The 22,998-nt window shown below is 33.0% G+C and carries 23 protein-coding genes and 2 pseudogenes; 21 read left to right on the top strand and 4 right to left on the bottom strand.

What is annotated here, in order from left to right; genetic code table 11:
- Positions 1-249: 249 nt before the first annotated feature.
- From KI343_RS04220 to KI343_RS19990, 10 genes are all read left to right on the top strand, one after another.
- Positions 250-1,194 (top strand): hypothetical protein, encoded by a 945-nt coding sequence (locus KI343_RS04220; protein WP_212925189.1) that lies wholly within the window; start codon positions 250-252, stop codon positions 1,192-1,194.
- On the top strand, positions 1,094-1,945 hold the full coding sequence (locus KI343_RS04215; RefSeq protein WP_212925188.1) for an ATP-binding protein: 852 nt from the start codon (positions 1,094-1,096) through the stop codon (positions 1,943-1,945). The genes KI343_RS04220 and KI343_RS04215 overlap by 101 nt, the downstream gene beginning before the upstream one ends.
- A gap of 219 nt (positions 1,946-2,164) precedes the next feature.
- Entirely contained in the window at positions 2,165-2,377 is a 213-nt protein-coding gene (locus KI343_RS04210) for a helix-turn-helix domain-containing protein (RefSeq protein ID WP_212925187.1), read from the top strand.
- 705 nt (positions 2,378-3,082) lie between these two features.
- Complete coding sequence (locus KI343_RS04205) at positions 3,083-3,766, top strand: hypothetical protein (RefSeq protein ID WP_212925186.1); 684 nt, start codon at positions 3,083-3,085, stop codon at positions 3,764-3,766.
- Positions 3,767-3,787: 21 nt separating this feature from the next.
- On the top strand, positions 3,788-4,315 hold the full coding sequence (locus KI343_RS04200; RefSeq protein ID WP_212925185.1) for a protein kinase domain-containing protein: 528 nt from the start codon (positions 3,788-3,790) through the stop codon (positions 4,313-4,315).
- A complete protein-coding gene (locus KI343_RS04195; protein WP_212925184.1) occupies positions 4,251-5,492 on the top strand; it encodes a hypothetical protein in 1,242 nt (413 codons plus the stop codon). The genes KI343_RS04200 and KI343_RS04195 overlap by 65 nt, the downstream gene beginning before the upstream one ends.
- 99 nt (positions 5,493-5,591) lie before the next feature.
- Entirely contained in the window at positions 5,592-6,845 is a 1,254-nt protein-coding gene (locus KI343_RS04190; protein ID WP_212925183.1) for a hypothetical protein, read from the top strand.
- 205 nt (positions 6,846-7,050) lie between these two features.
- Positions 7,051-7,809, top strand: coding sequence for a hypothetical protein (locus tag KI343_RS04185; protein WP_212925182.1), 759 nt, complete (start codon positions 7,051-7,053; stop codon positions 7,807-7,809).
- A gap of 43 nt (positions 7,810-7,852) precedes the next feature.
- On the top strand, positions 7,853-8,248 hold the full coding sequence (locus tag KI343_RS04180) for a recombinase family protein (protein ID WP_244856720.1): 396 nt from the start codon (positions 7,853-7,855) through the stop codon (positions 8,246-8,248).
- The gene (locus KI343_RS19990; RefSeq protein ID WP_244856718.1) at positions 8,215-8,436 is read left to right on the top strand and encodes a recombinase family protein; all 222 of its coding nucleotides are present in this window, start codon (positions 8,215-8,217) and stop codon (positions 8,434-8,436) included. The genes KI343_RS04180 and KI343_RS19990 overlap by 34 nt, the downstream gene beginning before the upstream one ends.
- 232 nt (positions 8,437-8,668) lie before the next feature.
- On the opposite strand, the gene KI343_RS20310 is transcribed toward KI343_RS19990, so the two are convergent.
- Positions 8,669-8,791 carry a hypothetical protein gene (locus tag KI343_RS20310; protein ID WP_280530110.1) on the bottom strand — a complete coding sequence of 41 codons (123 nt, stop codon included), beginning with the start codon at positions 8,789-8,791 and terminating at the stop codon, positions 8,669-8,671.
- Between the two features lie 307 nt (positions 8,792-9,098).
- Between KI343_RS20310 and KI343_RS04175 the strand changes: the two genes are divergently transcribed.
- The 3 genes from KI343_RS04175 to KI343_RS04165 all read left to right on the top strand — a co-directional run bounded on the left by KI343_RS04175 (position 9,099) and on the right by KI343_RS04165 (position 11,777).
- The gene (locus tag KI343_RS04175) at positions 9,099-10,271 is read left to right on the top strand and encodes a reverse transcriptase domain-containing protein (RefSeq protein WP_244856717.1); all 1,173 of its coding nucleotides are present in this window, start codon (positions 9,099-9,101) and stop codon (positions 10,269-10,271) included.
- 61 nt (positions 10,272-10,332) lie between these two features.
- A complete protein-coding gene (locus tag KI343_RS04170; protein ID WP_212925181.1) occupies positions 10,333-10,905 on the top strand; it encodes a hypothetical protein in 573 nt (190 codons plus the stop codon).
- 212 nt (positions 10,906-11,117) lie between these two features.
- Positions 11,118-11,777 carry a hypothetical protein gene (locus KI343_RS04165; protein WP_212925180.1) on the top strand — a complete coding sequence of 220 codons (660 nt, stop codon included), beginning with the start codon at positions 11,118-11,120 and terminating at the stop codon, positions 11,775-11,777.
- A 185-nt stretch (positions 11,778-11,962) separates the two neighbouring features.
- Here KI343_RS04165 and KI343_RS04160 read toward each other — a convergent pair whose 3' ends face one another.
- The gene (locus KI343_RS04160) at positions 11,963-13,153 is read right to left on the bottom strand and encodes a coenzyme F420-0:L-glutamate ligase (protein ID WP_212925179.1); all 1,191 of its coding nucleotides are present in this window, start codon (positions 13,151-13,153) and stop codon (positions 11,963-11,965) included.
- Between the two features lie 172 nt (positions 13,154-13,325).
- Here KI343_RS04160 and KI343_RS04155 point away from each other — a divergent pair, with 172 nt between their 5' ends.
- From KI343_RS04155 to KI343_RS04130, 6 genes and pseudogenes are all read left to right on the top strand, one after another.
- Complete coding sequence (locus KI343_RS04155) at positions 13,326-14,222, top strand: LysR family transcriptional regulator (RefSeq protein WP_212925178.1); 897 nt, start codon at positions 13,326-13,328, stop codon at positions 14,220-14,222.
- A 455-nt stretch (positions 14,223-14,677) separates the two neighbouring features.
- Entirely contained in the window at positions 14,678-14,848 is a 171-nt protein-coding gene (locus tag KI343_RS04150; protein ID WP_212925177.1) for a hypothetical protein, read from the top strand.
- A 206-nt stretch (positions 14,849-15,054) separates the two neighbouring features.
- A pseudogene (gene rlmH, locus KI343_RS04145) lies at positions 15,055-15,531 on the top strand (23S rRNA (pseudouridine(1915)-N(3))-methyltransferase RlmH).
- Positions 15,532-15,848: 317 nt separating this feature from the next.
- Positions 15,849-16,562, top strand: coding sequence for a type II toxin-antitoxin system PemK/MazF family toxin (locus KI343_RS04140; protein WP_244856714.1), 714 nt, complete (start codon positions 15,849-15,851; stop codon positions 16,560-16,562).
- A gap of 221 nt (positions 16,563-16,783) precedes the next feature.
- On the top strand, positions 16,784-17,971 hold the full coding sequence (locus KI343_RS04135; RefSeq protein ID WP_244856713.1) for a hypothetical protein: 1,188 nt from the start codon (positions 16,784-16,786) through the stop codon (positions 17,969-17,971).
- Positions 17,971-18,993: a hypothetical protein gene (locus KI343_RS04130; RefSeq protein ID WP_212925176.1), complete on the top strand. Its 1,023-nt coding sequence runs from the start codon at positions 17,971-17,973 to the stop codon at positions 18,991-18,993. Before KI343_RS04135 ends, KI343_RS04130 begins: the two co-directional genes overlap by 1 nt.
- A gap of 639 nt (positions 18,994-19,632) precedes the next feature.
- Here KI343_RS04130 and KI343_RS04125 read toward each other — a convergent pair.
- Positions 19,633-19,929, bottom strand: a complete 297-nt coding sequence (locus KI343_RS04125; protein WP_212925175.1) for a hypothetical protein — start codon at positions 19,927-19,929, stop codon at positions 19,633-19,635.
- A gap of 138 nt (positions 19,930-20,067) precedes the next feature.
- Here KI343_RS04125 and dcm point away from each other — a divergent pair, with 138 nt between their 5' ends.
- Positions 20,068-21,060: a DNA (cytosine-5-)-methyltransferase gene (gene dcm / locus KI343_RS04120; protein ID WP_212925174.1), complete on the top strand. Its 993-nt coding sequence runs from the start codon at positions 20,068-20,070 to the stop codon at positions 21,058-21,060.
- The gene (locus KI343_RS04115; protein WP_212925173.1) at positions 21,047-22,225 is read left to right on the top strand and encodes a type II restriction endonuclease; all 1,179 of its coding nucleotides are present in this window, start codon (positions 21,047-21,049) and stop codon (positions 22,223-22,225) included. The genes dcm and KI343_RS04115 overlap by 14 nt, the downstream gene beginning before the upstream one ends.
- Before the next feature lie 194 nt (positions 22,226-22,419).
- Here KI343_RS04115 and KI343_RS04110 read toward each other — a convergent pair.
- A pseudogene (locus tag KI343_RS04110) lies at positions 22,420-22,959 on the bottom strand (ECF transporter S component).
- Positions 22,960-22,998 lie beyond the last annotated feature (39 nt).

The following is a 22,998-nucleotide window of genomic DNA, read 5'->3' as shown; positions in this document are numbered from 1 at the left end:
AATCATAGTTGTATAATGATAGTCAAATAAATAAATTGATCGACTTTCTCAACAAAAAGGGAAAAACCCAAGAGGAAGTAGTGAAATATACACATACTTACGTGTATATATTTTGCTACGTCTGTCTTGGGTTTTTCTCTTTTTTTATTTGAAAAATCAATATAGCGGACGTAGACGAGGAGATGATAATCAGGAAACAAACCTCAAGTTGTATTTGAAAACATATTTAGTGAGAAGGGAAAGTATTAAATGCAAAAAGTAAAAAAAGCTGTCATCAGAGAAGATTTAGTCAAATTAACAGGTAGTACGGAAGAAGCCGTGATCTTAGGTCAATTGATTTATTGGATAGATCGTATGAAAGATGCTGGTAAATATAAACTTGAAGAAAGAGAACGCTTAGACAATCATTTAGCAGATTCTTATAAACACGGTTGGATATATAAAAAAGCTGAGGAGTTGGCAGAAGAAGTAATGCTCGGTGTGTCACCTAATACGATTCGAAAGTATTTAGGTAAAATAGTAGAAAAAGATTATGTTAAAAGACGAAATAACCCTCGGTATAAGTGGGATAAGACATTACAATATCGTGTGAACTTAGTGAAAGTCATCTTAGATTTAAGTAATTTAGGATATCCAATAGATGATTACAAACAGTTATTACGAATGGAAGAAAATGATGCTTCGAGTAAACAAACTGTTTCTCCGAATGTGGAAAAAAGTGATTCGAAGCTAAAGGATTGCGCTGCAATACCAGAGATTACTGCAGAGATTACTCCAAAAATTAATACAGAGACTTCTTCGTCAAGTGAATGGATTGAAGATGAAATTGACATTTATGATACCAATCAATTTGAATTAATTAGTAAAACCTACTTGAATCTCAGTAAAAACAAGCAGTTATCGTCTAATGACAAAATAGCGATTAAGAATGTTGTAGATGAAAGCTGGGAGACTCCTCAAGTGATTGGCTGGATAAAGGATTGCTTTGATAACTTTAAGCCAAAACACAAGTTAGATAACATCCGGTCATTTCGGTATGTTGCAAATTATATATTTGATCAAGCTTATAAAAATGAACAGGAGGATTTAGAGGATGAACAAACTACAGGATATATTGCCCAAGATGAATACTTCCAACGATTCGGTTCAGCCATTATACAAGATGCCGGGGAGATTAACGAAGGCGACAGATGATTGTATGTACAGAGAATGTGACGGCTCTGGATTGATTCATAAAATCAGGGAAGATGGGGCTGAGGTCATGATGATATGTAAATGCAGAGAATATAAAGAACTGTTGCATAAAATTAAGACTGCTAGAATCCCAGATGAGTATTTAGATAAGAGGATTAATGATTTCGATGCAAAGATTTATCAGATAAGAGAAAATGTAAGAGCAGCTCAATATGCTAAAAAAGTTGCAACACGTTATGTTGAACAATTTCTAGAGATGGAGGATATGGGGAAAGGATTATACTTTTATAGTAATACAAAAGGATCTGGAAAAACACTTCTATCAATTGCCATTACCAATGAACTCATCATCAAGTATAAAATCAAGCCAATATATATATCGGTAGTAAATATGCTAAATGAGATGAAGCATTCATTTTCTAAGAAAGACTCTAATAGAAACTTTTATAGTTTAATGGAATCGTTTAAGCATGCTCCATTACTGGTAATGGATGACTTGGGTGTAGAGAAAACAACGGATTGGTCAGAAGAAGTTTTGACGCAAATCTTAGATGAGCGAATGAGTTACAAATGTCCAACTATTATCACATCTAATATGCCAATACAGTCACTCCAAAAGAAGTATCCTGCTGGGAGGATAAAAAGTCGCATTGAAAAAATGACATTCCCAGTTGTGATGCCTGAAGAAAGCGTAAGAGAAGTAATATCTAAAAAGGAAAATGAAGAAATAGCCAAGATGTTTTTTAAATGAAGTGGATTAATGTGTTTGATCTCTTAAAATACAGAAAAAGATTGTTAGAATATAACTGTAACAGTCAAAAGATAGAATTGAATATAGGACTAAAAAGGGAAAACCCCATTTTTATAGAGTGACAGTAATGTGTGTATGCTGCAGTCTATTAAACGTGGTTTTCCCTTTTTATTTATCTTGAAGAACACGCATCTAACAAAAGGAGGGAGAAATTAAAACATGAAAATCATTGTTAAAGATTCCGATAAACTAAGAGCAATGTTAATTGAAAAAGGGTTTTCCCAACGTGAGTTTTCGAGACATGCCGGATTAAGTGAAAATTACTTTAACCAAATTGTTAATCACAAGAAAAACCCTAGCCCGGCAGTTGCAAAGAATATATCAAATCAATTGGGTTTAGAATTTCATGATATATTTCTGATTGAAAAATAAACAGGGTTTAAAAAGGATAGGATTCGATTTTTATCAATATAAAATATGGTATTTAGGTATTAGTGAACTTGAAGAGGAATTTCAGTTCTAGATAATATTGTTAAATTATCGTCCAAAACTCTTAATAAAATTTCTGATATCCTCTTCAAATATCAAAAAACGAGGTTACAATGTTATACACAAGTCGATGAAACCTTATTACATGATGGTACTATTTGCCTGTAGATAGTTATTTTGTAAGAAAAGTTACAAAGTGATATCATTAGAATAGAACTGGAAGTTAAAATGGTTATATTAACTATGATTATCCAACTAATTAAGCATTAAAGGCAACAGATATATTAACATTAAGATGCAGAACTAAATTGTAAAAAACATCGATGTCAGTCATTTCTAGGAAAAGTTAGGTAAGGGAACTTTTGTGGGAAGACTGGCATTTTTTATTTGTTTGATAAAGATTTAGAAGGAGTGGTGTTTAAAGAATTTGAATGTTAGATAGTGAAGTTGAATAGAAACTAGGGTATGACCAAATAAAATCCATTTATCTGGGGGAATTAATACTTCATATAAGTTGTTTACAGAAAGAAATATAAAATTAATTGGAAGGGGCGATAGCTTATAATAAAATTTATGATAGGATATAGGTGAATAATGGTAGAACCGAATTAAATATAATTTGGAATTGCAGAGGGTAGTGTTAAATGTATGAAAGGTAATTCCTTTAAGTATTCAGATAAAGGGTTTGAAAGTGAAGAATTATTGATTCAAAATTTTTTAGATACTGGATTTAATAGATTCTTTAGAAAGGGTTATAAAGTAACTAGAGAATTTGAAATTGGCTCGGGAAGAGCTGATATATTATTAGTTCAAATAGATGAACGATCCTGTCTATATAAAAATAAAGTGACTCTAAATTCTACCGAAATTTTAATTTCTAGTATTCTGTATCACAAAAAGCCGATATCAATTAAAACATTGAAAACAAGAACGGGACTAAACCAAAAGAAACTATTAGCGAACTTAACTAGTTTAACTGAAAAGGAATTAATAGAGGAAACTAGTTTAAATTGTTATATAAAAAATGAGAGCTTAACTCCCTTTTATAAATATTTAGTTTCAATTGAAGCGAAACTTAGTAAATGGGAAGAAGCTTTAACCCAAGCCTATCGGAACAGGCTTTTCTCAAATGAATCGTATGTATTATTGGACAATAAATATATTTATAATGCATATAAAAATTTAAACTCCTTTAAGCAGTCTAATGTAGGGCTGATATCAATCGATGCAGAAACTAGAGAAACTAGAATGGTCTTTAGGCCAAAGAAGACAACTCCACTTTCAAACCATTTTGTTTGGAGGGCAGGATACGATTTAAATGAACGGATATAAACACTCAAGGGGGAGATGGGAATGGTTTTTGATATTAGCGCTGCTGAAGTTCAGGCATTACTACCAGAATACACTATAAATCAGAGATTAAGGCCAAGTGCGCAAAAAGCTGTTTTTATAGCTGAAGATAAACATAAAGATAAGGTAGCGTTAAAGATTTATAATCCACATGCAAATATTGAGCGGTTGAGAAGAGAGATTGAGGTAATGATGAAACTTGATTCACCCTATGTTGCGAGTTTAATTGAATTTAATCAGAGGGTAACTGCTCAAGGTTCAATTATTTATATAGTAGAGGAGTTTGTAGACGGTCCTGATCTTGCTACTGTAATGGAGAATAAAGATACAATGAAAGAGCAAGAATTAATACCTTTTCTTGGTAAATTACTATTTGGACTTAAAGATATATGGGAACATAAGGTAGTACATCGTGATATAAAGCCCGCAAAAAAACAATTGCAGATGAATTGGGATGTGATTTTATATGAGATCATATTCGGGACCAAGCTTTTATTATCAACTTGGTCATCAGGACCAAAAAACCGCTAAAGAATTACTTTCCCTAGGTATTGGAAGAGGGGTAATTTTCAGTCCTCGCCACCTAAAGGTTCAACAGTTAGAAAAGTATATTCAGGAATATAACAGTATTACACCTCACCCAAGAATTATTATTGACCCCCAGATTTATAACCCAAAATTTCAACATAGTGATGGTTACGATTATGGTGACATAGTAGACTCTACATATGCATTAGAGGATGATACTACTCTAGAACAATTAGTTAATGAGGCACTTGATTTTCAGCTTCAGCAAGGTGTGGATACTTATATAATTCCATGTAATTATATAAGGCAATTTAATAACGCATGGTTAGAACAGCTTATTAAGCTATCAACGATTGGTGAAGAATGGAAAAGAGAACATGAAATTCATAATGATGTTCTTTTAACTGTTGCTTGCTCTAGTTCAATAATAGGTAACCAAGAATTTAGATACGAGTTACTTAACACTTTAACTGGTCTAGATGTAGATGGCTTCTATACTGTATTTGGAAACACAGATGGTAATAGTGATATTTTACCCAAGGATTTAGAATATATAAAAGGTTTATGTGATATTACATTTAGACTAAAACAAAATGATTATATAGTAATAGACGGCTATACTTCTTATGCAGCAATATTACAATTCCCTTTTGGTTTGGATGGTTTTGCAAGTGGTGGATTTAATAATAGACGCTTATTTGATCCAATGTCTTTTGATGAGACAGATAATGATGGTCCAAGAACTCCAAAGCCCAGATTTTGGTCAATAGAAATATTAAATAGTTTAATATACCCTGACGAACTTGAATTAATTAGCGAGGAGGGATTACTAGAAAAGTTAGTATCAGATCCTGAAAATGTCCCTACATTCGCTAAAACCCTCTATAATGCTTCTAGTCCGGCAGAAGCTAGTGAATCATGGAAAAGAAAGGCAAGTTGGCAGCATTACTTTTGGTCATGTCAAGAGTTAGTTAATATATTTAAGGATTTAAATTCTAAACAGAGAGTGGATAAAGTATTTGAGTTACTAGAAAACGCAGTTGAGATTTACAAAGAAATAAATAGACGAGGAATTAGATTAAGAGGTGAAGCAAGAGGGGAACATATAATCATATGGCTTAATGCGTTCTCTGCTTATTTTGAAGAGGTTAAAGATGAATTGTTTACTGAATATAATTAACAATTATATAACCCTTTGAGACTATTAAACTAAGATAACTTACTGTTTATATAATAGCTAGAAGAATTAATGGAGATCCACTTCTGGGGGGAAGTATAGATGGCCGTAAAATGGGTGAGAGAAAATCCTGATTTTTTTAAGATAAATAAGAGAGATGGATTAATAGTCTTAAAAGGTAATAGTGATATAAAAGAGGAATTTGCAAAGTATGCCGTAATGTTTAAAGAGTCAGCACACCTTATTACTGAGTATATTTTTGAAAAGGCAGATATCAGTAAATTAGATACATATTTTTTCTCATTAGCATACCTTTACCGACATAGCCTTGAGCTACTACTCAAAGCAATAGGGTTTAAATACACTTTAGACTTAGAGAACAGAAAAGACTTTATAAAAGATACGTTTCATAATTTATCGTTGCTTCTTGAAGCAGTATATCCGCACATAAAAGATAATGTGGTAAAAAATCGGGAGGCATTTCAATGGCTTGAAGCATTTTTAAAAGATATGAATGATATCGATAAGGAATCCGATTCTTTTAGATATCCTTTTGGAATAACAATTAAAAGGGAACCCTTTGATAACAAAAAGCATTATGGTATTAGATCATTCTTCGAAAAGCAGACACATATTGATTTATTCGCCTTTGCTAATAAGATGGAGATAGCATTTGAAATTTTAGAAAGTTATTTGCTTGAGATAGATATAAAAGATGAGTTGTTTAAAGAGTATAAACCAGTGTTCTTAGAAGAAGGTGGAGATTATTATTATCAAAGTGTAATTGGTTATTCATATAGTAAGGACAAATTTTATCCATATGTAAAAGCCTATACTGAATCAGCTGAGTATCTTTATGATTGTATGAGTAAAGATAGAAAACTTAATGGGTTGCTTTTTATTCCTATGTGCTATCTTTATAGAAACGCAATTGAGCTTGCAATGAAGGAAATCTTATTTGAAGAATGCTCGTATAGCTTTCAGGAGACAGTAGGATTAATGAATAATAAGAAACATAGTATTTTAGGTTTATGGAATTCAATTAAATCAGATATTATAAAACATGCTCAGGCTCCAGAAGATGATACGACTTTAACTAATGTAGAAAAATATATTAATCAACTTCATAATATTGATGGGCAAGCAGACAAATTTAGGTATCCAACAGATAAACACATGAATTTACACTTTAATAAATCTAAAAAATTAGATGTAGAGAATATAGTAAGTTTTTTTGGCGAATTAGCTATTTTTTTAAGTGGTGTATGCATGATGATGTCGGCCCATAATGAATGGCTAGCTGAAATGGAAGCTGAATATAGAAGTGAAATGGAAGATTACTATAGAGAATACTGAAAGCATTTTTAAACAATTGGTATATGTAGGGTTTGGAAATATAATAATTCACTTTGTAAAGATATAATCCAATGAATATTAAAATAGGCATCGGTACTTCACCAATGCCTATTTTTTGCCTCTCAAATCACCACGGTGAGCCTTACCATAAATAAAAGAGGTTTTTTGCATTCTTATAGAAAAATATCTTAAGGGAGAGGTTTAGATGTATTTAGAAGTTGCAGTAATTGATTATTTAAATATAGATGGTAAACTGACCAACTTTAATATTATACCAAAGGATTTAAACTCTCATGTAATTGTAGAATCTTTATCAATCGCAAAAAGACTTAGAAGCAGTCCGAACTTGTCGGTTGGAGGAACAATGATATATAATTCAGACCAATGTCAAATAAGAAAAATGGAAACTCAATTACGAACTTTTACTCAAACCTCATCTTCAAATATTGTTAGCTTTCAATTTAATCATAAAAACTTACCACTAGGACCATCTAATAGAGGTAACGGTGGCTTATGGAATTTTCTCTTGCCTCCTCGTTGGCGTTTGAGGGATTTAAAGGTAGTTGACCCATACGATAATACTTCAGAAATTATGAGTGAAAAAAGGGAGTTTAGGTATTCGGTGTTTTGGGATAAAGAATATGATACTCAAATGATAGAAATGGAGTTGAGGTCAAACAGAGGTAGCTTCTCTTTCGAAGTAATAGGAACAATGTCGCTCATTGATACTGATGAACCAGAACTACCTTATGTACCTTCATTCACTACTAGTAATGCGGTCGAGAAATTGGAAGATATGCGAATTCTTGATAATGGTGGAAAACTAATACTAGCCTCTCAGTTGGCTGAAAAAGCTAAATGGTTCGAACTGAAGCCTAATTTTTTTGGAATAGGTTTAAATCTAAATGCAATAATTGAAAGTATAGATTCTTATATAGCCAGATTAAATGAGAGAAGAAGATAAATATATCAAATGAAAAGTATTCGTTAAAAGAGTATTGAGAGATTTGTGCGAACGTGAGGGATATGTTGTTCATAAAGAATACGTGGATAGAGGTAAAAGCGAAAAGAATATCAAGGGAAGACCTGATTTACAGCAACTACTACATGATGCCAAAAGTAAAGACTTTGATTTGGTGCTTGTCTGGAAGGTGAACCGCTTATCTCGAAAGACAAAGGACTTACTTAATATTGTCGAAGAACTTGAAAAGAGAAACATTGATTTCCGCTCTTATATGGAACGCTACGAAACAGAAACTCCAGCTGGAAAAATGCAATTTCGTATGTTGGCGGTCATTGCTGAATTTGAACGAGATAATATTGCTCATGATGTGAAAATGGGAATGTTGGCAAGAGCAAAGGAAGGCTCTTGGAATGGTGGTCAGGTCTTGGTTATGATGTAGTAAGTGTTCCAGGGGAGAATCGCAAAAGAAAGCTTTCTAAGCTTGTTGTTAATCCAACAGAGGCCCAAACGGTTCGAAAGATATTTAACCTTTATGTTGAAGGAAATGGTTATAAGTCCATTGCAACAAACTCAACAAAGAAGGACATCGAACAAAAAAGAACAAAGACTTCTCCATTGAAAGTGTGAAAACGATTCCGTGAAATCCCTTCTATGCAGGATTCATACGGTACAACGTTCGTAGAGATTGAGCTTAATGATTACAGTACTAGTAAAAGTAGCTAATAAACAAAAGGACTTCTATACTCGTTAAAGAGTAAGGGGGCCTTTTGTTTTATTTAAATTATTGATGAACAAGACTACTAAAATTTTAATCAGATATTTTTGACTACTCTGATGAAAAAAGGTACAATTAGTATAGTTAACGCCTCATAAAAGTAGTTATGAGGGAAATTGGTGAATTTCTGTCAAGCTTTATCTCAATTGTAATCACAAGGCTGACCCAGCTAATTACAATCGATAACGCTTCTGAATAACTTGGCATTTGGATACCTCCAATCGTCATAATCAACCAATTCAATATACTAATTATAGTATAAGCTATTAGTGCATTTAGTAGCCTCTTTATAGGCTAGCAATGGTCTATAATTTGAAAGGAGAGTATGCTTGCAAGGGTTCTTTGATAGAGTAATAGGCTACAATTACATACCCTTGCTAGCTCTGCCAAATATGAATAAAAAAAGTATCGTGTAAAAGGTTATAAGCACCTTGATAATAAAAAATCAATTGATAAAGTTAAGAGTAAAATCCAGAACCCTCGATGGGTTGCTGAGCATGGATTTTACCCTTTTATGCATTTTGAAATAAAATTTCAAAAGTATAGCAGGAAAGAAAAACAACCAAAAGAAAAAGTACGTAAAATTTTTTATGCCTCTCACATTGATAGCTTTATATATAAGTACTATGGAGACAAGCTAAATGACCACTATAATTCTGTTGTAAATGAACTAGGTATTAATGAAGTTGCAACTGCATATAGAAATAACTTATCTGGGAAAAGCAATATTAACTTCGCTAAAGAAGTTATTGATTTTATTAAAGTGCAAAAAAGTGCATATGTTTTTGTTGCTGATTTTACTAATTTCTTTGATACATTGGACCATAGGTATCTTAAAGAGAAAATCCGCTATGTTCTTAAAAAGGATACACTACCTGATGATTATTATAATGTTTTTAAGAATATAACAAGATTTAGTTACTTCATAAAAGATACGATAGAAGCAGAATTGAAGACTAAGTATACTGAAAGTGAAATAAAAAATAGTTATAAATATTTCACAGAAGAGGAATTCAGAGCCTTTAAGCATAAAAATATATACAAAAATTCTAAGAGTTATGGAATTCCCCAAGGTGCAGGTATTAGCTCAGTTTGTTCTAATATTTATTTGCTAGATTTTGATGAAAAAATACAAAAATATGTTAAAGAACAAAAGGGACTATATAGAAGATATTGTGATGATTTAATTATTGTTATTCCTATTAAAGGAGACGTCCAAGACTATAACTATCAAATTTATCAAAAAGTTGTGGATGACATTAAGGAACAGATTCCAAATTTAGAAATTCAACCTGAAAAGACAGGGAATTATTTCTATGCTAATAATCAGATTACCGATTTAGAATTTAATAAGACAAAATTAGACTATCTAGGATTCAGTTTTAATGGAAAAGAAGTTCGAATTAGAGAAAAAAGTCTGTTCAAGTATTATACGAGAGCATATCGTAAAGTAAGGGTTTGCAATCGTAAATCAAAAGAATTCGGTCGTAAATCATATAGGAGAGAATTATATAAGAACTACTCTCACTTGGGAAAAAGTAAGAAAGGGCATGGGAATTTTATTAGTTACGCTGAAAGGGCACAGAAGATATTCGATGAAGATTCTAAAACTGTAAATCTTATGCACACTCAAGTGAAAAATCACTGGAAAAAAATTAAGTTGCGATTAGATGACCCTAAAACATGAAAATAAGGCCTGTTCACTTTCCAAAGTTGAGCAGGCTTATTTTATACTAAGGGGTGAAGCAATGGCATTAGATGAAATTATTTTTAGGCGGTTAAAGAAATTGCCACCGCTAGATTGTACTATAGTGCCAGGAAGCACCCCAGTTATTGCATTCGGGAGATTTAGAAGTGCAAAAGTGGCTACTATAAGTCTAAATCCAAGTTATAGAGAGTTTCATATAGTTAAAGGTAAAAGGAGATTTCACAATCTTAAAAGCCTAGGATTATCTAGATATGAAGATATTAATGAATATCATATGCATCAAGTGTTAGACTACTGTGAAAGGTATTTTAAAAGACCTGGAATTGTATATAAAGAATGGTTTAATAGTATATCTTCTTTTTTAAGAGGGTGTACAGATTATGATTATTATGATGGAACTGCATGTCATCTCGATTTAAGTCAATGGGCAACATTAAATATCTTGGGAAAACTGAACACAAAGCAAAAAAAAGCATTCACTAGTACAGGTGACTTAGAGTTATTAGCGGGAATTATTAAACATACCCAAATAAATATCTTATTTCATATCTTATTTCTAAAATGGAGTAACAACATCAAAAGAGATTCTAAAATATTTTGGGATAAAGCATGAGCTAATACTTTTACGTCCTTACAATAGAATTGAAGGATATATTGCGCAGACTGATGAAATCTTAGGAGTGAAATTAGGGCGTACAATAAAACTCATTGGTTGGAATGTATACATAAAATATTCAGGAAAAGATTCCATAAAATTATTATCTGAATGGATAAGAACTGAGATGTAATAAATCGTTAATCAGTTAAGAAAAGGAGATAAGATATATGCCTTTTTCAAAAGAATTACAGGAAAAAATTATTGATTATGTTTATGGACACTTACCTAGTGAAAAGTGGTACGATAAAAATTTTTACACATTTATAAAGAATGATAGTTTGCGACAGAGACTAATTGTTGAGTATAGAAATAGTCGTGTTATATATAAAATTTTTGAAGGACTACAAGCAAAAGATGAATTATTACTAGCACAAATTAAAACTCAAGTAATTATGTATGTTTCTATTCAAGAAGCAGTAATAAATTATGTTCTTTTTGATTTGTTCGAAGCTAAAAGACCTGTTCAGGACCTGCTATTTCAAGATAGAAACATTCAAATTATGGTTCCCAATTCCAAAAAAGAGAAATTAAAAAAAGAGTTAATTCATGATGGGAAAGAGATTCTTACGTTTTACAAAGAAAAGAAACCAGTGGATAAAACAAAGATAAGATATGACCAAAAAATTGAGGTTTGTTATAGATTAAATTTAATTGATACTCAACTAAAAGACGACCTAATAAAACTATACAAATATCGGAACACCGTTCATATTGAATCAGAGTTAAAGCAAAATTTAGATTATAATCTTGAGATGGGGAATTTAGCTTACAGAAGAGTCGAAGGACTAAGTATGCAATTAACGGAGAGTTTAAAAAACTTCATTTAGATACATCACGGTGAACCTTACCATAAGTAAATAATATCTCATGTGAAAAGTGGAGTTTTACCATCGAGTCAAAAAAAGAAAACATACCATTATATAAACAAGTTCTCTTCCAAGCACCCGACAACCTATAAAAACAGGACAAAGGAGCCATCCTCCCTTGTCCTATAAGTTTTTTCTAGTAACACTTATTTCGTATAATTATCAAAATACCCTTGAATAAAAACAATCGGTGTCCCTTTATCACCACTGCCTGAAGTTAGATCAGAAAGTGAACCGATAAGGTCTGTCAATCTCCGTGGAGTAGTTCCTTGAGCCTCCATTGCTCCGACCAAGTCATCCTGTTTCTCATCAATGTATTTAGAGATGGCTTTTTTAAGTTCTTCCCCTTTTAAGTCGGCAAATTGATTGTCAGCCAAGTACTTTAATTTAATTTCATTCGGTGTTCCTTCTAATCCAGTTGTGTAAGCAGGGGAAACAACCGGATCTGCCAGTTCCCATATCTTTCCTACAGGATCTTTGAATGCTCCATCACCATAAATCATGACCTCAACCGTTTTACCTGTCTTTTCTTTAAGGATTTCCTGAATGTTATCAACGACAGGCTGACAATTGCGCGGGAATAACTTTACACTATCTTCTGTTGCTTTATTTGAGCCTAACAAGCCATAAGCCTCATTAAAACCACTTCCGTCCATTGATTCGGAAAGAATATTATCGAGACTATAAATTTTTTCGCCGCCATTCGCCTTTAAAATTCTTTTCGTTCTATCTCGTGAATGAATGTCACAGCAAAGTACACTTTTTGTGTGTTCCAAAATCGTCTTTGGATCATTTGAAAAGATTACTTCGCATTCTATTCCATATTCCTCAATCAGGGACTTGTAATACTCGATATAATCTACGCCTGTGAAGGTATGTTTATTGTAGCCAAAGTACTCCCGAAATTGCTTTTCTGTTAGAACATCTGTCCAAGGGTTTATCCCTTTTTCATCCAGTGTATCTAAATCCACTAAATGATTGCCTACTTCATCGGACGGATAGCTTAGCATTAACACGATTTTCTTCGCTCCTTTTGCGATCCCGCTGAGACAAGTAGAAAATCGGTTACGGCTAAGGATAGGGAAAATCACACCAATTGTATCATCACCAAATTTGCTTTGAACATCTTTAGCAATATGGTCAATGGTGGCATAGTTGCCTTGTGCACGAGCCACAACCGACTCCGTAACGGTGACAATATCTTTATCCTGAATTGTAAAGCCTTCAACTTCTGCTGCTTTTAATACACTATCCGCAACAATTTCCTCAATGTTATCTCCCGTATTTATGATGGGACAACGAAGCCCCCTGGTAATAGTTCCTACAACTCTTTCCACAATAATTCGCTCCTTCTTTGCAATCTAGCTATATTTGATAAAAGATTTACTCTTTATTAAAAAGTATCAACCTTAAACATTAACAATCCAAACAGTCTCCTCTTGTAATATACGGCTTTTAATGATATAAGTAAAGTCAATATATCTAATACGGGGTATAAGGGTGGATTATATGATAGGTAAATTGGATTTATATTATCTTTTTTATACGGTTGGTAAAAATAAAAGCTTTTCCAAAGCGGCAAAAGTGCTATATATGTCACAGCCAGCAATAAGTCAATCCATTGCACAATTGGAGAAGGAATTAGATACAAGGCTATTTAATCGTCTATCTAAAGGTGTAACGCTAACGGATGAAGGAAACTTATTGTTTGAATATGTAAGTTCAGCACTTCAATTTATACAAGCTGGTGAAGAAAAGCTTTTAGAATTTAAAAATTTATTCATTGGTGAGTTTAAAATAGGGGTCAGCGATACCATTTCGCGATTCTTTTTGCTTCCCTATTTAGAAACATTTCATAATCGGTATCCAAATCTCAAATTTAAAATAGTCAATGGGACAACGTGGGAAATCATAGATGCTTTAAAAGCGGGTGAAGTGAACATTGCTATCTGTAATCTCCCCGTTAATGACAAGTTATTAGAGGTAAAGCCGTTATTGGAAATTCAGGATACCTTTGTGTACGGGGAAAAATATCGGAAAGTATTATCTAAGCCGATCAAACTGGAAGAGTTGGTTAAGTTCCCGCTTATTTTGTTGGATAATTCCAATTCCCGGAGATATGTGGAAGAATATTTTCTTACAAAAGGGGTTAAAATCCAGCCAGAATTTGAGCTGGGTTCACATGAACTGCTGTTAGAATTTGCAAAGATTAATCTTGGTGTTGCTTGCGTGACAAAAGAATTCTCTGAAGAGTTTTTAAGAAAAGGTCTGCTGAATGAAGTGACATTAACAGAACCTATACCTAAAAGAAGTATTGGTATATGCTATTTAAAAAATGTTCCTTTAAATAGAGCTGCGGAAAGGTTTGTTGATATTATGGAAGAAAAGATAAGGAATTTCTTATAGCAATAGGTGTACTATTTATTTAGTTAAAATTGGAAGATGTATGCAAAACCAAGTAAAAAGAGGAACTTCACATCAACCTGAGCGTGAAATTCCTCTTTCTGTATTTTGACTGTCATGTCCCAGCCTCTACATATTTTAAACTTTCCGAGCTTTTAATCTTAATGCCCGTTTTTCCTCTGATTTATCAATAAGAACTGCTGCGGCAGCATCTCCATCTTGTCTCGGTCACAGATATTCCGATATTACAGGTATCGTAGCGAATATCCAGAAGGAAACAAGTACCGTCGTCGAATCATGAAAAGACGGGTATACTGAAGTAAAACAAGGAACAAACCAAATCATTACAACCGGAAAAAGCTTTAATAAGATCAACGTATCTATTTTCAATATGACAGGCAGATAACATCAATCTTGTAACGGAAAACTTAGTTGGCATCACCACAAGTAGCCAGGAAATGATTGAATCCATAGAAGAAATCGCATCTATTTCCCAAGAAGCAGCTGCCGGCGTCGAACAAACCTCTGCGTCTACCAGCAGACAAACAGTTCCATGGAAGAAGTTGCAGGAAGCTCTGTCGAAGCTTGCCGAGGAAATGAACGGATTGATTAGGCAGTTTGAGCTTTAGGCGATAAGTTTGAAATGTTGATTTGATGTGAGTAGAGCTAATTTTAGTGAAGTTGCGGGGAACAGGAAGGGTTGCTTTTCAGCAGCTTGACTAGATAAATAAGGGGGGTTGAAAACAGAGATCTACTGCCGTTTTGTAAATACTATGGTAATATAAAGGAAATGAATTAACGAAACTGAAAATTGAAATGGTAAAGGAAGATGGCAATGAATATAACCCTTGTCACAGTAGGTAAGTTAAAAGAAAAATACTTGAAGCAGGGTATTGAGGAATAAAATGTGATTAGGTGCCTATGTCAAAGTAAATATTGTCGAAGTGGCAGATGGAAAAGCGCCGGAAACCATGAGTGAAGCGGAAATGGAAGCAGTCAAGCGCAAAGAAGGAGAGCGTATTCTTACACATATTAGCCAAGATGCTTTTATGATTGCGCTTGAAATTGAGGGGCAAATGCTGAGTTCAGAGCAGCTTGCGAAAAAGATGGACGAGCTTGCAACTTATGGGAAGAGCAAGGTTGTGTTTGTGATTGGCGGATCACTTGGGATAAGTGAAGGGTTGCAGAAGCGGAGTAATTTAGCTTTCTCGTTTTCTAAGATGATATTTCCTCATTAGTTAATGCAGTTGGTGTTATTGGAGCAGGTTTATCGAAGTTTTCGGATTAATAGGGGGAGCCTTACCATAAGTAGAGGTAAAGCAGAGAGTGGAAATAATTATTAGTGAAGAGTGGTAAGAAAGAATTTAAAGAAATAGACTAGATAACTCGCTTACAATCTGAGAAAAGAATTTTTTACTAGGCTCAGATTGTACTTTAATAACTTTTTTGGGAGAGATTCAATTATAGTTAGGACAATAGCATATTATCGACCATGTTTAACTTTGTGTTTAACGAACAATTTGGAAACCCAATTATTTGTAAGTAGACACTCATATCTAAAATTCCCCTTTAAAGAATTTAGTTTTTAAGGGTATAATAGAAAATATATTTGAATTGGGAGAGGTAGTTTTGCGAACAAATAAATATAGAAAAAAACTAAAAGGTTTTAAAGAAAATCAATATGAAAATATACCTAAAATGCATGAAGATTTAACTTTAATGAAGGATACTAACGATCTCCTATCAGAATTATTTAATGAGATAATGAAGAAAAACCAATACTATGGTATTCGTTGGTTAATGGGGCTAGAGAGATACATAAAAGTTCATTCAAATAGTATTTCTCGCATTTTTAGAAAAAACCTATCAAGAGGCCATATAGTAGAAGTAGAATTGTTTGGGCATTTTAATAGAGAATTAACATTTTTACATCCAGCAGTAGTCCTTTATGATAATAATCAAGGACAACTTCTTGTTGCGCCAATTTCATCAGGAAAATATGGAGATAATGATCCTTTGCATATAGATGTTGATTCTGCAGATGGGCTGAAGCACAAATGTGGTATATGTTTAGAGCATATTCGTGGAGTGGATAAACATAGGGTTCTATACCAACATGAAAAGGATGGTAAAAAGGCAAAAGTTAGACCAGAAGTATTGGATAAGATTGATTTATCAGTTATGAAGCATTTTATGCCAAATATGTTTCATAATTACTCTGAAACAAAGGATAAGTTAGTCTATGAACAACAGAAGAATAAAGAGTTAATTGAAGAAATTGAGTTATTGAAGGAACAATTGCGACAAAATGCTTATCAAGCAACGGCTGCTACAAAGAAATAATAAAATATTGCAATTATGTGGAATATGTAGTAGACTACTGAATATATATAATATAGTATGTTGTGCCTTAGCGCACCGCGTAATTGAGCGCATTCAATGTTTGGGAACATTGAGTCCTAGCACTCCGCGCAACAGAGCGCATCGTTCCCACGAAACCCTCTTCATCACTGCATGAGGAGGGTTTTTATATACACAAATTTATTACTAGGGGGAACATAAAAGTGGGAAATCAATGGAAGTCTAGAGAAGATGTATTTAATTACCTCGAAGAATACTCCCAAAGTACAAAACAGCAAATCGATAATTATAAAATGAAAAATACACTCTTAAAATCATATGTTTTTGAAACATTCGATGAGAGTCTTTTTGATTCTAAACGTGTTAAAAAGGAGTTATTAAATTTAAATAATCTATTTGGAGATAACAAGCACTCACTTCAGCCAATAGATGAAGAATTGTTTTCAATATATGAAAGTGATAAATTAATAGGGTTTATAGAACAAATAAATTCGCGATTTTGTACATTGTACACAGTTGAATCCTCTAGGTATTCAGATCGACTTGCGAGGAATTATATTAAGAATTCTCCAATTCTAGATTCGTTATGGATATCCGGTAAAATGTATGACAACTTTTTAGAAGGAATCACATCATTCCATCATCCTCAACGTTTTACAAAAATGAAATTTGAATTTAATGCTATGTTCGAGAAAAATCATCTAAATAAAGATGAAATCATTGAACATAAAGTCTCTTCAGTATCATTGGTAGAAGAGATAGGTGGAATTGTAGAAAAACTACATGGAGTAAGGCAATATTTTTCTTCTTTCCACTCTGTTGGTAGTTTACGATTTCCTAGTAATTTTGGAAAAGGCGGTCATGATGTATATCAAAATGGAAAGGTTACCAATCGCTCTGATAGTTTTTCTGACCATCGGATGCAATTGAAACAAATTGTTTCAATTTATCAGGATGTGACAGAGCATTTGGAAAAGAAAACATGGGTAGAAGTAGAAAAGATAAAAAGTAAAGGTCTAATCAATACTTCCTTTAAGGCCAGTCCTATCACGATTAGGTTTAGTAAACCGTTAAACACAAATGTATTTAATAATTTTGTCGAATTTACATTTCCTAAAGGAAGAGAACCATTTAAGATTTATGGAGAAGTAAAAAGAATTAGTGAGGAACGGGTTCACATTTATGGGGTGGATCTTCATCTATGGCAAAATGTTGTTCTAGATTTAAATATCGTAGAGTTTATTTTATTTCTTCCAAAGGGCACATGTGGGAACACAATACATCGCTTAGTAACAAATATCCAGAAATTCTTAGACCCAAAAATTGATGTGTTTATTGGTGACATCCCTTATGAAAAAATAGTAAATCAAACAATAGGAGGTAAAGATTAATGAAAACAGAATTAACTCCATTATTTCAATTGAACTTATTAATACATTTAAGTTTGCCCTATCCAAATGGATCTAACTTTTATCCGTATTTTAATAGACAAGGTTATACTTTAAAATTTATTGAAAAGTCAATTCCTCTTGAACCAGTGAGTATAAAAAAACTTAGTGAAGTTATAGGGAAGAAAAAGGCAGTGACACCAGAGGTAATTTTATATAAAGATAATGAGAAAGAGTACCTATTAATTGAATGCAAGGTTCGTAACTTTGATGTTGATTGGAGCCATCATGGAACAAGACAGGCTGCTGGATACTTAAGTCTTACACCCAACCATTTAAAAGATTTCTTTAGATTAGAAAGTGAATCAAAAATTAATGCAAAAATTGTTTATGGTGTTACTCAGCAGAAACAACAGAAAATGTCTCATACACTTCAATCTATAAGCGAAACAGTTAAAGAAAAGTTAGGACATGCTTTGAACTACGAAATTTTTGGGATTGAGATTAAATCTGATAGTTTATACCTTACAGTAAGTGAAGGAAAGAAAGTGTCGAGCTACAAGGTAATAAATGAAATAACTTTATTAGATAGTAGTTTAATTTATATTGTTCCAGTAGATATTAACGGCCAGTTAGAGAAAGAGAATGAAGATATTTTACAAACACAAATAAGGAATTCACTAAGAAGTATGATTGGAAGAAATATTGGATCTAACCCTTTTTCTTTTAATAGCACAAATATTTGTGAAAAAGTTAACCCTGTTTGGGAGCAGTTGCCTACTCCGTTTAAACAGAAAATGAAGCGTTGGGTTCATATTTATACAAAAGAAGTTATTGAACAAATTGCTCGACTGGGAATAAATATTACAGTTCAAGAACAGAATTATATGTTTGGATCTGTTGAAGAGAAAAAGGTAGATAGTGTTAGGAGATACCTACTTTCAGAGGGATTTCTTGAAACTGGGCAACATATTTTTGAAAACTACGAACAGATGTCTATGGATGATTTTCTAGATGTTATTTAAGATTGGGCTATGATGAGCATTAGTTGTAAAAGAAAACGTACGAGCCGTTAATTGACAAGTTTCTATACACTTACTTATTAACGGCTTATTTGTAAATTACATCTTAATGAATGTTTTATTAGTAGAAAATTTCATAATCCAAAGTCCTTGTGTCCCAAAAACTTTGAAGCATAAAAAAAGTTGTACCTTCCAATTTCATCTGTAGCAAAAATTAGCATCAATACTGCTATTCGCCACCATTGACTTTACCTTGGTCCGTGTCACAGAATAATCTCAAGTTTGGTATAAATAATGCTAATTTGGCACATCTATCAATTATGATATCACGAACCAGCAAATTCTAAATTTTTGCTGGTTCGATCCCTTCCATAAAATACTTAGAACCGGTCGTTACAGTTAATGGCAAGCAGATTTCCTATGATCTGATTCAAATTATTTGAAAATCTATTGTGTTGACTCCTAATTCCGTAAAAGATAATGGATCTATTTACTGAAATTGGTGGATTGAAACTAAGCATAAGCGGCTCAAATCATTAGCAATAATTACAGTCTACGGAGTGCTCAACAGCAGAAAAGTTAAAGAGTTGCTTGATGAAACCGGAGTAATTGTTTTTAGAGTATTTTAATAATAAAGTATATCTATACTCCACTATAATAAATGATTTCAAATTGTTCAGCTTTTTTTAGTTGATTAATTAACTCATTATCAAATTCATTTTCAAGAGGTTTATTTATATATAGGTAATCAATTTCAGATAATGGAGAGTTTAATAATTCCATTAACTCTGTACTCTGATTGAAATTATCAAAAAAAACTCCTTTAATATGGAGATTTTTCAATTGATTAATCAATTCATTGATACGAAAAACTGCTTGGTCTGTGCTTTCTTTATTATTTTTTTGATAATAAATTGCTATATTTTCTATTTGTTTCACCCTTTCGTTGAGGGTTATTGTTAAAAAGTAACTTAACTATTTTATCACATATTTTGACTCAAAGTAATCATAATTTGTTATAATGAACTTACTAGAACAATTAGAACAACTAGAACAAGTTGAAGGGAGATTAAAAATATGTTATATAAATTCATTGACTTGTTCGCGGGAATCGGAGGAATTCGACTTGCATTTGAACTTTATGGAGAATGTGTATTTTCGTGCGAGTGGGACTTAAAAGCTCAAGAAACATATGAGGCTAATTTCGGTGAAAAACCTGTTGGAGATATAAGAAGTGTGGACGAAAAAGAAGTACCAGATCATGATATTTTATTGGCTGGTTTCCCATGTCAGCCATTCTCAATTGCAGGAGTTAGTAAAAAGAAATCTTTAGGTAGAGAACATGGATTCCTTGATGAAACGCAAGGAACTTTATTTTTTGATATAGCCCGTATTATTAAAGAAAAACAACCGAAGGCATTCCTTCTTGAAAATGTAAAAAATTTAAGAAGCCACGATAAAGGGAAGACATTTAAGGTTATTAAGAAAATTCTGGAAGAGGAACTTGGTTATACAGTGTATGCTGATGTTTTAAATGCCAAAGGACTTGTTCCGCAAAATAGGGAGAGGATTTATATAGTAGGCTTTAAAAAGCCTCTTAAATTCGAATTCCCTGAAATCCCGAAAGAAGGTCCCGCCCTACATACAATTTTAGAAAATGATGTAGAAGATAAATACACTTTATCAGACAAACTTTGGGATTATTTGAAGGCCTATAAAGAAAAGCACAATAAAAAAGGAAATGGTTTTGGATATGGTCTTGCAGATCTAGATTCTTATAGTAGAACTTTAAGTGCAAGATATTATAAAGATGGCAGTGAAATTCTGATTCCGCAAGGGCAAGGATTAAATCCAAGAAGGCTGACGCCACGTGAATGTGCTCGCTTGCAAGGATTTCCAGAAACGTTTAAGATTGTAGTAAGTAATACCGCTGCTTATAAACAATTTGGCAATAGTGTTGCTGTTCCTGTAGTTCAGCTAGTCGCAGAAAAAATGGTACAAGCCATAGAACGGGATAAAACAATCGGAGACACTGTGGAAGAAGGTCGGGTTCGGTATGCAACCACATAATTCAGAACAATTAACAAAAGTGATTCAGGCGGCCAAGCAATATGGTCGCTTTTATTGTAAGTTTGTAACTGCAAATGATGTTGGACTTACTAATGCACACCAAGAAGGGTTACATATAGCCAAGGGAGCATGGAATATATTCTTTGAAGAAGAAGGTGTGAAAGGGGAAAATAAAGATAAATATGTTAAAATGCATATTGATGGATATTATCCATTTGAAAGCAGAGTAATATATTATGGAAAAGGTACAAGAAATGAATATCGTATTACACGATTTTGGACTAATTCCCCATACGAAAAAGAACAGCAGGTCGGAAACTTAATAATCTTTATTCCTTTAGATAACGAAAATTTTAAGGTTTGCATATTCGATACTGAAGAAGAAATTGAGACTTTTGAGGAGACGTTTTCTCTTTCGCTTATTAATAATAATGCTGTTTACTTTGCTGGTGAAAAGAGGGATACTGACCTATCACAAAAATTGGAAATGAAAATAAATGAATCTGCGGCACTTTTTGAGGAATTTCCTGAAACAATAAGACTTGCAGAGTTAGCAAGGGAACTATACACAGAAGTATATAAGAGAAAGAGCTTTGATCCAGATAAAATGCTCCTAAAGTGGATTGAAACGGAATACAGTGTATTTCGTGCAATAGAAAAAAATATCTATAAACCATATTTAACAGAGCCTTTTTATGAGATAGAACCACTATTAGAATTTGCAAATAGCGCACTAAATAGAAGAAAAAGCAGAGCCGGGAAATCTCTAGAACACCATATTGATTTTATATTAAGAAAAACCAACATTCCTTTTAGCCATCCTGGAAAAACAGAAGGGAATAAGAAACCGGATTTTTTGCTCCCATCTAATAATAAGTATGCAGATCAACTTTATGATTCTAACAATATCATCTTTTTAGGTGCAAAAACTACTTGTAAAGATAGATGGAGACAGATTTTAAACGAGGCTAATAGGATATCGGTAAAGCATTTATTGACGTTACAGCAAGGGATTACTGTAAATCAATTAGAGGAGATGCAAGATGAACAGGTTATTTTAGTTGTGCCAGAACCATACCACAAGGCATATCCTGAATCACATCGAGACAGACTTTGGAGCGTTGCTAAATTTATAAAGTTTGCTAAAGAAAAATATACAGTTTAAATAAGTCATATATAAGCACAAAAGTTCATGAATATGCGTATAAAAGCACTTTGACAGGCACCCTAGTTTTAAGCTGAGCGAATAGAGCGAAGGATGTCTTTCTTGCTAGGTGCTGGTTTCACCAGACTATATAAATTATCTTATCAGCTGTAACGGGACGGAGGGAGGCCTACCCTGTGTTCCGTTACCATTTTTTATTTAAAATAATAAACCTTCTTTAAAGCAACGCAAATTGGAATAGCTATAATAATTCCTAAGACACTTTGTACGGCATCCCCAAGAATGGAAGCAAGTGGTGTAATCTAGTTTCCGTATAGAATGGATTCACCAATATAATAAATAGCAATCATAAATGGAACAGAAACAATTGTCGCTGTAATGTTTAAAGCAATGCTATTTCCTTTGCGGCCTTGAAACCAAGCAATTTTACCAACGATGTAACCTTGCAATCCACGCGCTATAATCGTGATAGGCGTCCACAATAACCAGCCCCCGACCATATCAAATAAACCCATTCCGATTGCTCCGGCAAAGGCTCCTTTTTTGGGTCCAAATAAAATAGAGGAAATAAATAGCATAGCTGTGCCCATATGTACCAATCCCCCATTTGCAGCGATCGGCAGTCTGAAATTTAGAAATGCTGTAGAAATAAAAATGAGTGCGATTAACATAGAAGTAATGATTAAGTCTTGTGTTTTTTTACGTGTCCTTAAATAAGTTGGGGTATTCTCCATATTTAAACCTTCCTAACTTGAATTTTTCTATTACTCTAG

Origin of the sequence: Oceanobacillus sp. J11TS1, from assembly GCF_018333215.1 — a bacterium.
Classification (GTDB): domain Bacteria; phylum Bacillota; class Bacilli; order Bacillales; family Amphibacillaceae; genus Oceanobacillus.
Note: the sequence above shows the minus strand (reverse complement) of the source record. Positions and strands in the feature narration are given on the sequence as shown.

Bases quoted from the DNA above. Each gene is read 5' to 3' on its own strand.
- KI343_RS04220 (WP_212925189.1), top strand. From the start codon at position 250: ATGCAAAAAGTAAAAAAAGCTGTCATCAGAGAAGATTTAGTCAAATTA.
- KI343_RS04215 (WP_212925188.1), top strand. From the start codon at position 1,094: ATGAACAAACTACAGGATATATTGCCCAAGATGAATACTTCCAACGAT.
- KI343_RS04210 (WP_212925187.1), top strand. From the start codon at position 2,165: ATGAAAATCATTGTTAAAGATTCCGATAAACTAAGAGCAATGTTAATT.
- KI343_RS04205 (WP_212925186.1), top strand. From the start codon at position 3,083: ATGAAAGGTAATTCCTTTAAGTATTCAGATAAAGGGTTTGAAAGTGAA.
- KI343_RS04200 (WP_212925185.1), top strand. From the start codon at position 3,788: ATGGTTTTTGATATTAGCGCTGCTGAAGTTCAGGCATTACTACCAGAA.
- KI343_RS04195 (WP_212925184.1), top strand. From the start codon at position 4,251: ATGAGATCATATTCGGGACCAAGCTTTTATTATCAACTTGGTCATCAG.
- KI343_RS04190 (WP_212925183.1), top strand. From the start codon at position 5,592: ATGGCCGTAAAATGGGTGAGAGAAAATCCTGATTTTTTTAAGATAAAT.
- KI343_RS04185 (WP_212925182.1), top strand. From the start codon at position 7,051: ATGTATTTAGAAGTTGCAGTAATTGATTATTTAAATATAGATGGTAAA.
- KI343_RS20310 (WP_280530110.1), bottom strand. From the start codon at position 8,791: ATGCCAAGTTATTCAGAAGCGTTATCGATTGTAATTAGCTGGGTCAGC.
- KI343_RS04175 (WP_244856717.1), top strand. From the start codon at position 9,099: ATGCATTTTGAAATAAAATTTCAAAAGTATAGCAGGAAAGAAAAACAA.
- KI343_RS04170 (WP_212925181.1), top strand. From the start codon at position 10,333: ATGGCATTAGATGAAATTATTTTTAGGCGGTTAAAGAAATTGCCACCG.
- KI343_RS04165 (WP_212925180.1), top strand. From the start codon at position 11,118: ATGCCTTTTTCAAAAGAATTACAGGAAAAAATTATTGATTATGTTTAT.
- KI343_RS04155 (WP_212925178.1), top strand. From the start codon at position 13,326: ATGATAGGTAAATTGGATTTATATTATCTTTTTTATACGGTTGGTAAA.
- KI343_RS04150 (WP_212925177.1), top strand. From the start codon at position 14,678: ATGATTGAATCCATAGAAGAAATCGCATCTATTTCCCAAGAAGCAGCT.
- KI343_RS04130 (WP_212925176.1), top strand. From the start codon at position 17,971: ATGAAAACAGAATTAACTCCATTATTTCAATTGAACTTATTAATACAT.
- dcm (WP_212925174.1), top strand. From the start codon at position 20,068: ATGTTATATAAATTCATTGACTTGTTCGCGGGAATCGGAGGAATTCGA.
- KI343_RS04115 (WP_212925173.1), top strand. From the start codon at position 21,047: ATGCAACCACATAATTCAGAACAATTAACAAAAGTGATTCAGGCGGCC.